Genomic DNA, 13,103 nt, shown 5'->3' with positions numbered 1-13,103 from the left:
CACTGGCTCACCCGGCCCGCGTCCTCGGGCATGTCGCGGCGCCTGGCCACCCCGACTCGCTGCCGGCGCGGGTGGAGGAGCTGTCCGCGGGGGAAGGCGGGCTCCCGCTGTGGGACCGCGTCGTGACCGCCGCGGAACTCGTGGCGGGTCCGCCCTACGAAGTCCGGCCGCCGACAGGCCCACCGCCCGGCAAGCGACTCACCCACCGTCGCGCGGTCCGCCCTGCCGGGCTGCCGCGACCGGACCCCAGGCCGTCGCCGTCGGCGGGCCGCAGAACGCGCCCGCCCCGCTCGACCGATGAAGCCCCAACCACCAGGAGGAATCGCGCCGATGCCCGACCGCGACGTCGAAATGCACGGTCCGGCGAGCTGGGAGGGACCGCCACGCCGGTACGGTCCCGTCGCCCGGGTCGCCGTGCTCTCCGATGTGCACGCCAACATCCCAGCCCTCGACGCGGTGCTCGCCGAACCGGACGTCGCCGCGGCCGACCTCGTCGTCCTCTGCGGCGATCTGACCTGGGGGCCGCAGCCGCAGGAGACGTACGAACGGATCGTCGCGCTGGGCGGGCGCGCCCTGTGCGTCCGCGGCAACGCCGACCGCTACGCCGCCCAGATCGGCACGGCCGCGCGGGTCGCCGACACCCCGCGTCAGTCGTGGATCGCCGCACAGCACTCGCCCGAGGCGATCGCCTTCCTCGCCCGCCTTCCCTTCGGGGTGGTCGTGGAGATCGACGGGCTGGGACCGGCGCACTTCTGCCACGGTTCGCCGCGCAGTGACCACGAACTGGTCACGCCGGGGACACCTCCCGAACGGTTCGCGGAACTGTCCGGGGCCATCGACGCGCGGGTCCTGGTCACCGGACACGCGCACCTCCAGTTCGACCGCGCCGTGGCGGGTCTGCGCAGCGTGAACCCGGGTAGCGTCGGGCTGCCGTACCACACGGGTGAACCGGGCACCGCCTACTGGGCGTTGCTGGGTCCCGATGTCCGGCTCAGGACCACCCGCTACGACGTCGCGGACGCTGTCGCGCGCGCTCACCGCGCCGCCGACCCGGACGCGGAGCGCTACGCGGACACCCTGTCGAACGCGCCCGATCCGGAACAGATCGTCGTGGAGGCGGAGACCCGGATCTTCGTGAATTGACCGCGCGCCGACGTCTCCCGACAGGGCCGGCGTGTACCCCGAGCGTGCCTTCAGCGAGACCTTCAGCGAGACGGATGGTGGTCCGCTCGTGAGCGAGGCCCGGCTCCGGCCGGTCGAGCTGAGGGACGACCAACTGCTCGCGAGCGGGGCACGGGCGGGCGGTCAGTTCCTGCACGGAGTGGCGGAGCCGGCGAGCCGGGCGACCACCGGCGTCGGCCCGACGGTGAACACGGCCGGGGTTCGCCCCCTGCCATGCGACCCGTCAACCGCGTCGACATCCCTGCAGGTCGATACACCCAGGGCGTACGGGTCAGCCGCCCTGGCCGGCGTTTCCGACCGGGCCGACCTTCACCGGGGAGCCGGTGCCGTCCGTGACCGGCAGCGTGGCTGCGCCCGGCCAGGTGAGGGTGACCGTCTTCGTCTCGTTCGGCGGGGTCACCAGCAGTCCCGTGATGCGGACACCGGAGCCGCCCGACTTGTTGATCGGGTAGTTGACGCCGAAGGCCGTCGACTCGCCGTCCTTGAGGACGACATGGTTGGCCTGCTCGCCCGTTCGCTTCGCGGACAGTGACCCCGCGCTGGTCTTCAGGTCGACGCCCGCGTACCCGAAGATCGCGCAGTCCCGGCCGCCGCGGTTCTTCAGCCGCACCGCGACGGTGCCGTCGGGGTCGCCGTCGATGGTGTTGTCCTTCGCCGTGATCTCGAGCTCGTCGGTGCGGCACTTGCCGACCGCGCCGCTCTTGTCGGACCCGGTCCCGGCGGTGGTGCCCTTCCCGCCCGAGCTCGTCCCGCCGGAGTTCTTTCCGGCGGACTCCTTCCCTCCGCCCTGATCCGAACTGCCCGGGTTCGAACTGTCCGAGCCCGAGCCGCCGCCCGAGGTCGACGCCGACGACGCGGTGGACACGGGCGACGGGCTGCTCGAACCCGTGCCGCCATCGCCGTTCTGGCAGGCGGTGAGCGAGAGACCCGCGGCAACGGCCAGGGCCGCGACGGTGAGCTTGTGGACGCGCATCGTTTCTTCCTCAGTATCGGTTGGCAGGGCCGACCGCTCGGCACGAGGGGGTACAACTCGGTACGAGCGGACGTTTCTGACCACCAAGAGCCGCCCGGCCGGCGCACCGTTCCGCCCGACTACTCCCCAATACAGTCCTGTTACGCACGGCTCGGAGCAACGCGCACCACCACCGGGCGCAGCGTGCCGGAACAAGCCGTCTGCCAGCGGAAACGACGGCTCCGGCCGGCAGGACGGCGGTTCCCGCCGGTGACTCGCACCGGGCCGCCGCAGCCGTCCGCCGGGACGGACCCGTAGCCCTGCGGACCTTGACCGCAGCTGGTGGCATGCGCTGCTCAACCCGCCCGGCCCGACCGCCGGTGGCGATCACCCGATCGAGACCCCCGTTCGACGCGCATCCCGCAGGACGGACCGGTATCAACCGCTGAGCAGTGGGTCGCCATGCTTGAGGTGGCCGACTCGGCCCGTCCAGTTCCTACTGGACCGTTGCGCGAGGATCCCACCTGCTCCAGCCGGGGATGTCTTCGCGGGCTTGCCGCCAGGCGCCCGGGACGCCACCGGTGCCGGTGCGGGCCGCGACGACGCCTCCCGCGATGGCGCAGGTCGTGTCGCGGTCGCCCCACCCGGCGACGGTCTGCCAGAGAGCCTCGGACAGGTCGTCCGGCTGCCCAGCGGCAGACCACAAAGCGAACGGCACCGTGTCCGGAGCCGAGATCAGGGTCCCCGAGCCCAGCACGGACGCCGCGTGGCGCACCGAAGTGCGCTCGGAGAAGTTCGCGGCCACCAGCAGCCCGGAGCGGACATCGCTCTCGGGCGCGTGCGAGGCGACTTCTCGCAGGAACTCGGCGCGCGGCGGGGCGTCCTGACCCTCGCCGGCGGCTGCCAGGGCGGCGGCGACGGCCACGGCCACTGCCCCCGCGACAGCCTCCCCGTGAGCGTGGGTGGTCAGCGCCGACAGCCGGGCCTGCTCGCGGGCAGCCGTCAGGTCGTTCCGGAACCAGGCACCCAGCGGGGCGACTCTCATCGCGGCGCCGTTGCCGTAGGAGCCCTGTCCGCCGAACTGGCCCGTGGTGACGGCCTGCCAGTCCGCGCCCTCGCCGATGCGTCGTAGAACACCATGCATGGACGGGCCGTACTTGCGCGCCGGGTCGCGGGCGTACTCGGCGGCGAACTCCTGTGCCAGGCCGTCCGGACGGATCTCCCCATGTGTCATCAGATGGGCGAACAGGACGAACGCCATGGCCGAATCGTCCGTCCACAGCCACGGCACGGGACGCAGGTTCCGCGCAGCCCACAGTTCCTCGGCGCACTCATCGGAGCGCGTGAACCAGCTGTCACCGAACGCGTCGCCCATCACGAGCCCGTCCAGGCTGGCGTGGGCGTGCTGGGGACTGCTCATGGCAAGGCTCCTCTAGTGGATCGGTGGCCAAGTCATTCTCGCCGTAGGCAGGTTGAGCGCGCGAACGGATTGCCGGACAGCAGGGAAGGCACGGGGTGGCGGTCGACGGGCCGCACTCGGATGAGGTCAGCCCTCGTACAGGCCGAGGCCCTCGCCGGCCGCCGCGCGCACCAGGACGTCGGCCAGTTCCACCGGGGTGGACAGCATCGGGTAGTGGCCGGTGGCCAGTTCGAAGAAGGTGACTCCGGGCTCGGCGAGCTTGGCGAACCGAGGCAGGCCGGTGCCGTGCAGCGTGCGGGCGAACTCCAGGCTGAGGCCGTTGGCGAGGCAGAACACCCCGGTGGTCGGGAGCTTGAGCCAGGCGCCGGTCAGCTCGATCGGATCGGTCACGGTCCGGACCGGCTGCGGGGTGGCCAGGTGGTGGTAGCGCTCCCGCTCCGACGGAGGCACGGCGTGCGACGCCGGGATCTCTTCGGGCACCGGGATGACGCCGTCGACGGCGCGCTCCAGCAGGCCGAGCTGCGGCATCTGCGCCACCAACGACTCACCCGGCTCCGGGAAGCCGGTGTCCACGAACACCACCCGGGCGACCTGTCCGGGCCGCCGGTCGGCAGCCGAGAGGGCGGGGAAGATGCCGTAGCTGTGCGCCACCAGCACGATCCCGGGGCCCTCCGCGTCGAGCAGTGCCACCACGGCGTCGGTGTGCTCGCGCAGCCCGACGTCGGCGGAGTCCTCCCCGGCCGGTTCGGCCATGCCGGGCAAGGTGACGGGAAGCGCCCGGTGACCTTGCGCGGTCAGCTCGGCGGCCACGGTCTCCCAGGCCCAGCCACCCATGAAAAGCCCCGGGATCAGCAGAAACGTCGTCATGACAGACCTCTTTCGAAACATCGCCTGTGCGGTCGGTCAGGACGGTAGGACCTCCCCCTGGGGGAGGTTCCAGCCGCTTCTGGCGCGCGTGCCCGGCAGCTCCGCCGGAAGGGTCCGGCCGCGCCGGGGTGGAGCCCTATTCCGGGGAAGCGGCCAGGCGTCTCAGCGCCTGCCGCAGTCGGCTCGGGCGTCGGACGGTGTGGGCGTCGGGTTCTGGCCGAGTGAGCCCCGGTAACGCGGCGACGACGAAGGTCTCCCCCATGACAGCGAGCACAAGTCCGTGCGGGGGGCGGCGATCCGGCTCGGGCGCATAGCAATCTGACATGGAGCCAGCCTCGTCAACGAAGCGCTGGGGCGTCCAACACCTGTTATTCCTGCATCCAGGCAATTCCGTTGTGAATCAAGGTCGGTTGGGGAGAATGGAGGCGTGCGACATGACATCAACCCTCGCCTGCTCCGCGCTTTCGTGGCCGTCGCGGAGGAACTGCACTTCACCCGGGCCGCCGCTCGGCTGTTCGTCGCGCAGCAGGCGCTCAGCCGGGACATCCGGAACTTGGAGCAGTTGTGGGGCAGGACGCTCTTCGACCGGGACACCCGGCGCGTCGCCCTCACGTTCGAGGGGAACCGTCTGCTGCCTGTCGCACGTCACGTCCTGTCCGCCCATGCACAGTTGAGCGAGGAGCTGGAGCAGTCCCAGACTTCCGGGAGCGGTCGGCCCCTGGTCGTGGATGTCGTCGCCCGCAACGGATCGACCGGCCCTCCCGTGCTGGAGGCGGCCCGTGCGGCGGCTCCGGGCCTGGAGTTCGTCCCACGGTTCCACGGCGGCCTGGCGCGGGCAGCGTCCGAGATGGCGGGCGGCCGACTGGATGTCTCTTTCGGCCGCGTCGCGGGGCTGCCGCCGGCTGTCCGCGAGGGTCTGGAACACCGACTGATCCGCTACGACCAGCTGGCAGTCCATCTGCCTCCTGGTCACCCGCTGACTGCTTTGCCACGGGTGCCGCTGGCCGCACTGGCCGGCGAGACCGTCTACGCCGCCGCGGGCAACGAGGACACCACCGAGTGGACGGACTACGCGCGCACCCTCTTCGCAGGCCGTGGAGTGAAGCTGGCACCGCCCTTCCCGAAGATCGAGGGCAAGGTCGAGTTCAGACGAGTCATGCACAAACACGGCTGGACGGTTCTGGCCAACATCGACTTTACGGACGTGCCGGAGATGGCCCTGCGCCCGTTGACCGACCCGGTGCCGCTCGCTCCCGTCTCCATGGTCTGGCGCCGCGGCCTGCGTCACCCGGGGCTGAGAGCTCTTGTCGACGCCGCGCAAACGCTCGGCGTGACCGAGGGCTGGCTCGAACGCCCACCGGATTCCTGGCTCCCCGACGCTGACATCGCCATCACAGCAGACCGCAACGACCACCTCTGACACCTCACGCGAACCAGCGGCGCCCCACTCCTGGTTCCCGAATCGCCATCCCTGCGACGGGAGGCGCGCGCGGGGACCCGGCTCCGCCGGCCGCATCGGATTCCCCTGATCCTGTTCGAGGGGGTGTCAGTGGCGCACGGCATGATCGGGTGAATGAGATACACACGGTGGACCTCGGATCGCATGCACGTCTCGTACTGCCAGTACTACTTGCAGGGCGACGACTTCCTGACCGTCTACGACGACGCGGACACGGTCGGGCGCATATACGGGGGCAACAGCCTGGCGGCTGGAGGCCCGGAACACCTCACGGTCCTCGCCGGCACGCACACCGGCTGGATACGCCTCACCACCGAGCAGTGCGCGCAGGAACCTCCTCCGCCGGGGCCGGAGTGGGAGACCGCGGTGGACGTGAGCATCTACAGCACAAGCGGAAACCTGCGACTGTTCCAGTGGGGTGGTGATGTGCAGGAGGGGGCGGGGAACTTCGCGACCGTCGGCGAGGGCTGGTATCGCGTTCGGGTTCTGGCACGCGGACGAGACGAGGGCGAGGGAAACGAGGGCGACGACCCGGTCGAGGAGCATTCCCTGAGCGTGTGGCCGGCACCCCCGGAACCCGACGTCGTCCACCGTGCCGACGACGCCTTCGCCCGCACTCACCATGACCCCGCCCGGCCCCCGGCGGAGCCCGTTCAACCGTGAGCGCGTTCGCCGGATGCCCGGCACAGCCCCTCCGCCGCACGTGCTGACGCCCGCACCGGCCGCCTGCGCGAGACGTCATGTCAGGCGCGGGGCGTTGAACGTACGGGCAGTTCCTATGAGTTCGCCTGGCACTGTGTCACCGGCGTTCGTCGCTCCGCCGCGTTCTGGGGCGGTTGAGGACGCGGGACGCCACCGCAGAACGTGAACCTCGACTGCGATGGGTTGTCCGCGGGCCGGGCCTGGGGGAGTGTCAGGTCCATCATGCCTGCTCGAAGGCCGTTTGCGGTAGGACGGAGCGCACGTCCCATCGGGCTTGTCGCAGGTGGTGGTCCGCCCGCAGACTCGTCGTCATCCACTCTCCGGCGTTCGTGCCGGCATCCGTTCTCGGCTGTCGGCGCGTTCGCTGTGCTGTCTCGTCGTGGGGCGGGCGCGGGTCGGGAGAGTAGGGGAACGAAGGGGGAACGGTGGATCAGGACATGGTCGTACGGGCGAGGGTCAAGCTGCTCAGCGCCAACCGACGAGTGGTGCGGGGTGTGGAGGGGCTGTGGATCTACCGCCTGCTGACACAGGTCGAGCCGGAGGTGTACGGGTCGAAGTTGGCGTACGTACTCGTGGAAGCCAGCACCTCGCCCCTGGTACGGGAGTTGCCCGAGCGGCGGCTGGCTCTGTTGGACGAAGCGGTGACGGTGGCGACGGCCCTCGGTGCAGCGAACCCCTACCGGGCGAAGGTGCTGGCGAGGGCACTGGCCGCCAGACGGCGGGAGTCGCAGGGCCGCACGGCCAAGTAGCGGCTCGCGACTCCGGGCGGCCGAGTCCCTCACCTGGCAACCGATTTGAATGCGGTTCACCGAGGGGCCATCGTGGTCAAGCGGTCAAGCGGTCATGAGATCCATGTTGTAGAGCCGGTTGGTCAGGCCCTGTCCGAGATGCCGGGCAGGGGGCGTGAGAGACCGTCTTCTCTCACCCGCTCGATGAGGGTGCCCCGGCCCGTCGGGTGAGGGCCGGGGCACGGTGGGCTGGAGGTGGTCAGCCGGTGGATTCGGCGGCGTCTTCGAAGAGACGGGCGGTGATGCCTGGTTGGCTGATCGTGGAGACGTGGAAGGTCGCAGCAGCAGCACTGCGGCCTTTTCGCCCGGACCGGTCCTAGGACTGGCCGTTGAGCCCCTGAGCGGCCTGGGCGATGACGGCGGCCACGACCGCGGGGCGGGAGACGTAGACGGCGTGGCTGCCGGGCGTCTCGGAGACGATCGCCCCGGCCCGCTCGGACATGGCGCGCTGGGCGGGCGGGGGGATCATGTGGTCGTCGGTGGCGACCAGGTACCACGACGGCTTGGTCTGCCAGGCCGGTTCGGAGACCGCCCCTTCGAGGGCTTCGACGCCCCAGGGCACCTGGGAGTCGGCCATGAACGCCGCCAGCTTCTCGGGGACGTCGGCGGCGAAGGCGGCCGCGAACTTGCCCCGGTCCAGGAACAGGAACCCGTCCTTGGGCGGCAGGATCGGCGGAACCGGCGCGCCGGGCGGCGGGTCGGCGATCAGGGAACTGACCGACTCGCCCTTGTCCGGCGCGAACGCGGCGATGTAGGCGAGCGCCGCGACCGCGGGGTGGCTGCCGGCCTCGGTGACGACGACACCGCCGTAGGAGTGGCCGACCAGCACGGCCGGGCCGTCGAGGCTGTCGAGGACCTGGTGGGTGGCGGCGACGTCGCCGGCCAGCGACAGGGTCGGGTTCTGTACGACGGCCACCCGGTAGCCGTCGGCGGTCAGGTGGTCGTAGACCCCCTGCCAGCCCGATCCGTCCACGAAGCCGCCGTGTACGAGCACGATGTTCCTGATGGTTGCCATGGCCGCGTCCGATCTGGTGGGGCAGGCCTCATGCCTGTCCGGTGTGCTCCATCCAAACCGTGCGAAGGGACGGAGAACACGCAGAGCAGCACGCAGAGTTCTGCGGACATCCGCCGGTTCCGCGGGAGTCAGGGCGCGGCGGAGGCCAAGGCGTGGCAGCGGTTGCCCGCCTGGGCGTCACCGATCGACTCGAACACCCGTGCCGCCAGCGCGTAGGTACGGCGGCTCTCGCCGGTCCGGCCTTCCTCGGACAGCAGGACGGCCAGTGTCTCCAGGGCCCCGGCGTGCCGGAAGTCGGACACCTGGAGCGTGTCCAGGAGGGCGATGCCCTCGCTGAGTGTGGTGATCGCTTCGCCGCGGCGGCCCAGGTGCCCCAGGCACTGCCCGATGCGGATCAGCGCGAAGGGCCGGCTGTGAGTGGCCACGCTCGGTGTCATTCCCGAGGCCTCGCCGTCCATCAGAGCGAGCGCTGTGCGGAATTGCCGCAGCGCCTCTGCGTATCGTCCTTCGTCACGAAGGCAGTTGGCGACATTGGCCAGTGTCTGGACGTAGCTGTCCATGTCGCCGAGGGCCTTGAACGTCTCCGCCGCACGTAACGAGAGCGGTATGGCCTCGTCGGCTCGTCCGAGCAGGAGCAGCGCTCCCGCGGTGTACTCGTGTGACCAGGCGATCTGCGCCTTGGCGCCGCCTTGAGCGGCCAACTCCAAGGCTTCGGCCGCGTACCGCAGCATGGCCTGCGGATCTGCCGGCGGCACCGAGTGGACCCAGGCCAGGTAGTTCAGCTGGGTGGCCTGCTGCTCCAGGTCGCCGAGGGCGGCGGCGGACTCCGCTCCGAGCGTGAAGACCTCGTGCCAGTGCGGGCTGTGCACCCACCGTTCGGAGAACCAGTGCATCGACTCGGCACAGTCGAGGACGAGGGAGTGCCGGCCCCCGTCGGCCGCGGCCCGCATCGCGCCAAGCCAGTTGTCCGCGTTCACCCGAAGCCACCCGTCGGCCTCCTCCTCGCTGGACGGGACGGACAGGCCGGGATCGGCCCGGTCCGGGATGCCGTACCCGGGTTCGAACCACCGCCCGGACATCGTGGCCATCCTCAGCAGCCACGGCGTCACCCGCTCCGTCACCGCCTCCCGCCCGCCCGGGGGCTCCTCCTCCTGGAGGCGCTCACGGGCGAACAGGCGGACCAGGTCGTGGAAGCGGTACCGGCCCGCGGAACTGTCCTGCAGCAGACCGAGATCGACGAGGTCGTCCAGGGCGTCCCAGGCGTCCTCGATCGGCACTCCGCCGGCGACGGCCGTCAGCACGGCGTCGAAGTCCCGGCCAGGTGTGACGGCGAGACGCCGGAACAGCCGTCTTGCGGAGTCCGCGAGTTGCTCGTACGACATGCCGAACGCATTGGCGATCTTGAGATCGCCGGCCGTGAACTGCTCCAGCCTGCGCTCCTCGTTCGCCAGCCGGGCGGCGAGTTCGGCGGCATCCCACTCGGGCCGGCTCACCAGCCGGTTCGCGATGATCCGCAGGGCCAGAGGCAGACCACCGCACAACTCGGCAAGCCGGGCGAGAGCCGACTCCTCGTCGGACGCGGCACGTTCGCCCAGAATCCCGGTCAGCAGTTCCAGGGACTCCGGCGTCGGCAGGGGTCCGAGGACGAGTCTGCGGACACCCTCAAGCCCTGCGAGCAACCGCCGGGTGGTGATCAGCGTCCTGCTCGCGCCTCCCCCCGACAGCAGCGGGCGCACCTGCTCCTCCGACGCGGCGTTGTCGAGAAGTACCAGTACCCGCTTGTCCCGCAGCAGCGACCGGTACAAGGAGGCACGCTCCTGGATGTCGCCCGGGACGTGCTGGTCCGTGACACCGAGAGCGCGGAGCAGGAACCGCAGGGCGTCACCGGCGCCCAGCGGCTGTTGGGACATGCCGAACAGGTCGAGGAAGAGCACCCCGTCGGGAAAACTCGCCCGCACGGAATGAGCGGCTCGGACGGCGAACGTGGTCTTCCCCAGGCCGGCGGAGCCGGTGATGAGGCCCACCACGCCGACTCCCGGCGAACTCTCGGCGTGCAACAGGTCGCCCATCCAGGCCAGTTCCGCGGCGTGGCCGGTGAAGTCCTCGACCGACCTGGGCAGTTCGCACAGACCACTCGGACGCGTCCAGTGATCCCGCAGACGGCCGTCGCGCGCCAGCTCGACCAACTCCGCGCGAGCCTCGCCGTCAAGCGAGAGCGCGTCCGCCAATGCGGTCACGGTCCGGTGCTGGGGCCCCTTGCTCCGTCCCCGCTCCATGTCCGACAGAGTCCGAGCGCTGACCCCCGACGCCTCGGCCAACCGCTCCAACGTCAAACGTGCCGCGCGCCGATGGCCGCGAAGCACCTCCCCGAAACCGGGACGCCCAGTGATGGATCCCCACTCCCTCTCAGCCGCGGGGGGCCGCCGACCGAGCCGGTGAACCCCCTCAGACCGTCCCTGACCGCCTGGTTCTATCACGTTCATCTCCGTCGGGGAACATATCGGCAGTCCCGGTAGAAATGGACGGGATGACCGTGCCGAATCCCTGATGTCCTGTCTCCGCGATGTGTAGGCAGTCGCGGTCTGGCCCACCGCCACAACCAGCTCGTCCACCGCGCCGAACTCCTCCACGGCCTGGTCCGGGTCAAGGGGCCGACAGCGGAACCGGACAAAGCTGCACCCTGGCTGATCGCAGCCGGATTCCCCGAGCACATCACGCTGGTCGGCCTGTTCGCGTCTGCCACATGGAGACAGGCGGCCATCAGTGACGACCTCCTCCTTGTCACGCAGGCCATCGCCGAATTCCACCGCCGCTTCCCGATGCAGACACCCCTTCGAGGCACCAGCCGCACATGGCTCAGCATCACCATCGAGGCCACAGCCAGACAGATCGAAGCCCTCCTGAACCCTTGATCTTGCTCCGAAGGCCGTTCTGTTGGAGGCTGAGGCATGCAGAATCTGCCGACATTCGTTTTTGTTCATGGGGCCTTCGCGAATTCGTTCTCGTTCGCGCCGCTACAGGCCGAGCTCGCCTTACTCGGGCACCGCTCGGTCGCGGTCGACCTTCCGGGGCACGGATTCGAGGCGACCTTCCCCGCGACATACCAGGCTCCCCAGGATCTCGACGCACTCGCCGCAGAACCGGGGAACATCAAGGGCGTCACGCTCGCCGACAACGCCGCCCGCGTGATCGAAGTCCTCGAACGGGCCAAGCGGAACGGGCCCACCATCCTCGTCGCCCACAGCAGGGGCGGCATCACGACCACTGCCGTCGCCAACGCCCGGCCCGAGCTGATCGACCGGATCGCTTACGTCTCCGCCTGGTGCCCCGTCGATCTGGACGTGAGCGACTACTACGCCCAGCCGGAGATGGCGGACGTCGACGCGGGAGCCTTCGCTGCCACACTCGTCGGGAACCCGGCCGAACTCGGTCTGCTCCGGACCAACTTCCGCACCGCCGACCCGGCGGCACTCGCCGCGTTCAAGCGAGCGTTCGCCGCCGACCTCACCGATGACGAGTTCCGGACCTTCCTGAACACCTTCCAGCCCGATGAAAACCTAGATGTCGGTACATCCACCGACCGGGCACAAGCCACGACCTGGGGCCGGATTCCCAAGACCTATGTGCGCCTGGCCAACGATGCCAGCCTTCCACTCGCCGTGCAGGACCGCATGATTCGCGAAGCCGACGCGCTCACACCCGACAACCTCTTCGACGTCCGGACACTCGAGGGCAGTCACCTGCGCTGGCTCGTCCATCCGAAGTCCGCCGCCGAGCTGCTCGCAAACCTCGCAGCGCGCTGACACTCCACCAGGCAATCGGTCGGTGCTGCAGGGGCAGTGATGCCAGTCTTCGCGTCATCGCATGAGCAGGCATAGGCCGGCGCACAGCACGCCGAAGCCCAATGGGGTCCCGTCAGGCTCACCCCACCGGGAGCGCCAGGCCGATCGGTGGACTTTCGCGATGCACACCTCCCGGGGGGCGACTGCTGAAGCAGGTACGCCGCGGTCGGCGCAACGGCACGGTCCTGGTCATGCGACAGCTCTACGAGGGCTCGTGAGGCCGTTGGCCCCGGGATGTCCGCCAGCGCCTGGGTCAGCCGCCCCCCCCGTGCGGGCCCTCCAGCGGGGTCTTGGGTGAGGCGGTCGACCGAGCCTGGCCGCGATCTGATCCGCCGCCCCTTTGCCGCCCGCCAGCACACTCAGCGCATCGGCTGCGCCGGTGTCGTTCTTTCCCTCCACGATCATGTCGATGAGCGTCGGGACCGCATCGGCCACGCCACGTGCCCCGAGAGCCAGAGCCGCATGCTCGCGGACCACGATGTCGGGGTTCAGGAGGGCGTCCCGGAGCCGCGCGACCGCCTCACCGCAGGGCATCTCGGCCAGGGACCGGACGGCACGTTCCCGAACCGCGGCCACCGGTGAGTCGAGCCCTTCCGTCAGCGGCTCCAGGCCGCCGTCGCCCGATCGCGTCAGTGCCCATCGAAGGGCTCCGGCGACGTTCCCATACATTGCGGACGGGCTCGCCATCACCAGCGGTGGCGCCAGCCAGGCCGTCGACCGGATCGAGAAGGCGGGTCACGTCCAGCGCCGACCCCACCCCGCCAACCGGCGCTCCTCCATCGTGGAGTTGACCGCGCAGGACGCGCGCTCCTGGAGTCTGCCGCCACCACCCTCGGCCACGAGATCGAACACCGTTTGGCCTCACTGCCGCCGACT

Annotated in this window: 10 protein-coding genes and 1 pseudogene; 5 read left to right on the top strand and 6 right to left on the bottom strand. The window is 70.3% G+C overall.

Annotated features, from left to right (window positions below; translation table 11 throughout):
- Window positions 1-330 precede the first annotated feature (330 nt).
- The gene (locus ACFYW8_RS30845) at window positions 331-1,143 is read left to right on the top strand and encodes a metallophosphoesterase family protein (RefSeq protein ID WP_389084223.1); all 813 of its coding nucleotides are present in this window, start codon (window positions 331-333) and stop codon (window positions 1,141-1,143) included.
- Window positions 1,144-1,453: 310 nt separating this feature from the next.
- Here ACFYW8_RS30845 and ACFYW8_RS30840 read toward each other — a convergent pair whose 3' ends face one another.
- The 3 genes from ACFYW8_RS30840 to ACFYW8_RS30830 form a co-directional block, all read right to left on the bottom strand.
- Window positions 1,454-2,155: a DUF4232 domain-containing protein gene (locus tag ACFYW8_RS30840; RefSeq protein ID WP_389084218.1), complete on the bottom strand. Its 702-nt coding sequence runs from the start codon at window positions 2,153-2,155 to the stop codon at window positions 1,454-1,456.
- Between the two features lie 475 nt (window positions 2,156-2,630).
- Window positions 2,631-3,554, bottom strand: a complete 924-nt coding sequence (locus tag ACFYW8_RS30835) for an ADP-ribosylglycohydrolase family protein (RefSeq protein ID WP_389084213.1) — start codon at window positions 3,552-3,554, stop codon at window positions 2,631-2,633.
- Window positions 3,555-3,680: 126 nt separating this feature from the next.
- Complete coding sequence (locus ACFYW8_RS30830; RefSeq protein ID WP_389084209.1) at window positions 3,681-4,421, bottom strand: alpha/beta fold hydrolase; 741 nt, start codon at window positions 4,419-4,421, stop codon at window positions 3,681-3,683.
- 427 nt (window positions 4,422-4,848) lie between these two features.
- On the opposite strand from ACFYW8_RS30830, the gene ACFYW8_RS30825 reads away from it, so the two are divergent.
- The 3 genes from ACFYW8_RS30825 (at window position 4,849) to ACFYW8_RS30815 (ending at window position 7,331) form a co-directional block, all read left to right on the top strand.
- Window positions 4,849-5,841 (top strand): LysR family transcriptional regulator, encoded by a 993-nt coding sequence (locus ACFYW8_RS30825; RefSeq protein ID WP_389084205.1) that lies wholly within the window; start codon window positions 4,849-4,851, stop codon window positions 5,839-5,841.
- Window positions 5,842-5,994: 153 nt separating this feature from the next.
- Window positions 5,995-6,543 carry a hypothetical protein gene (locus tag ACFYW8_RS30820; protein ID WP_389084200.1) on the top strand — a complete coding sequence of 183 codons (549 nt, stop codon included), beginning with the start codon at window positions 5,995-5,997 and terminating at the stop codon, window positions 6,541-6,543.
- Window positions 6,544-7,007: 464 nt separating this feature from the next.
- Window positions 7,008-7,331 carry a hypothetical protein gene (locus ACFYW8_RS30815; RefSeq protein ID WP_365879683.1) on the top strand — a complete coding sequence of 108 codons (324 nt, stop codon included), beginning with the start codon at window positions 7,008-7,010 and terminating at the stop codon, window positions 7,329-7,331.
- Between the two features lie 355 nt (window positions 7,332-7,686).
- On the opposite strand, the gene ACFYW8_RS30810 is transcribed toward ACFYW8_RS30815, so the two are convergent.
- Both ACFYW8_RS30810 and ACFYW8_RS30805 read right to left on the bottom strand, forming a co-directional pair.
- A complete protein-coding gene (locus tag ACFYW8_RS30810; RefSeq protein WP_389084193.1) occupies window positions 7,687-8,385 on the bottom strand; it encodes an alpha/beta fold hydrolase in 699 nt (232 codons plus the stop codon).
- Between the two features lie 128 nt (window positions 8,386-8,513).
- Window positions 8,514-10,868: a helix-turn-helix domain-containing protein gene (locus ACFYW8_RS30805; RefSeq protein WP_389084188.1), complete on the bottom strand. Its 2,355-nt coding sequence runs from the start codon at window positions 10,866-10,868 to the stop codon at window positions 8,514-8,516.
- A 465-nt stretch (window positions 10,869-11,333) separates the two neighbouring features.
- Here ACFYW8_RS30805 and ACFYW8_RS30800 point away from each other — a divergent pair, with 465 nt between their 5' ends.
- Complete coding sequence (locus tag ACFYW8_RS30800) at window positions 11,334-12,188, top strand: alpha/beta fold hydrolase (RefSeq protein ID WP_389084183.1); 855 nt, start codon at window positions 11,334-11,336, stop codon at window positions 12,186-12,188.
- A 185-nt stretch (window positions 12,189-12,373) separates the two neighbouring features.
- On the opposite strand, the pseudogene ACFYW8_RS30795 reads toward ACFYW8_RS30800, so the two are convergent.
- Window positions 12,374-12,920 (bottom strand): annotated as a pseudogene (locus tag ACFYW8_RS30795) (HEAT repeat domain-containing protein); the annotation flags it as partial.
- Window positions 12,921-13,103: the final 183 nt, after the last annotated feature.

It is taken from the genome of Streptomyces sp. NPDC002742 (assembly GCF_042888885.1).
GTDB lineage: Bacteria > Actinomycetota > Actinomycetes > Streptomycetales > Streptomycetaceae > Streptomyces.
Note: the sequence above shows the minus strand (reverse complement) of the source record. Positions and strands in the feature narration are given on the sequence as shown.

Coding starts and splice junctions, on each gene's coding strand:
- ACFYW8_RS30820 (WP_389084200.1), top strand. CDS start 5,995: ATGAGATACACACGGTGGACCTCGGATCGCATGCACGTCTCGTACTGC.
- ACFYW8_RS30830 (WP_389084209.1), bottom strand. CDS start 4,421: ATGACGACGTTTCTGCTGATCCCGGGGCTTTTCATGGGTGGCTGGGCC.
- ACFYW8_RS30810 (WP_389084193.1), bottom strand. CDS start 8,385: ATGGCAACCATCAGGAACATCGTGCTCGTACACGGCGGCTTCGTGGAC.
- ACFYW8_RS30840 (WP_389084218.1), bottom strand. CDS start 2,155: ATGCGCGTCCACAAGCTCACCGTCGCGGCCCTGGCCGTTGCCGCGGGT.
- ACFYW8_RS30800 (WP_389084183.1), top strand. CDS start 11,334: ATGCAGAATCTGCCGACATTCGTTTTTGTTCATGGGGCCTTCGCGAAT.
- ACFYW8_RS30835 (WP_389084213.1), bottom strand. CDS start 3,554: ATGAGCAGTCCCCAGCACGCCCACGCCAGCCTGGACGGGCTCGTGATG.
- ACFYW8_RS30845 (WP_389084223.1), top strand. CDS start 331: ATGCCCGACCGCGACGTCGAAATGCACGGTCCGGCGAGCTGGGAGGGA.
- ACFYW8_RS30805 (WP_389084188.1), bottom strand. CDS start 10,868: ATGAACGTGATAGAACCAGGCGGTCAGGGACGGTCTGAGGGGGTTCAC.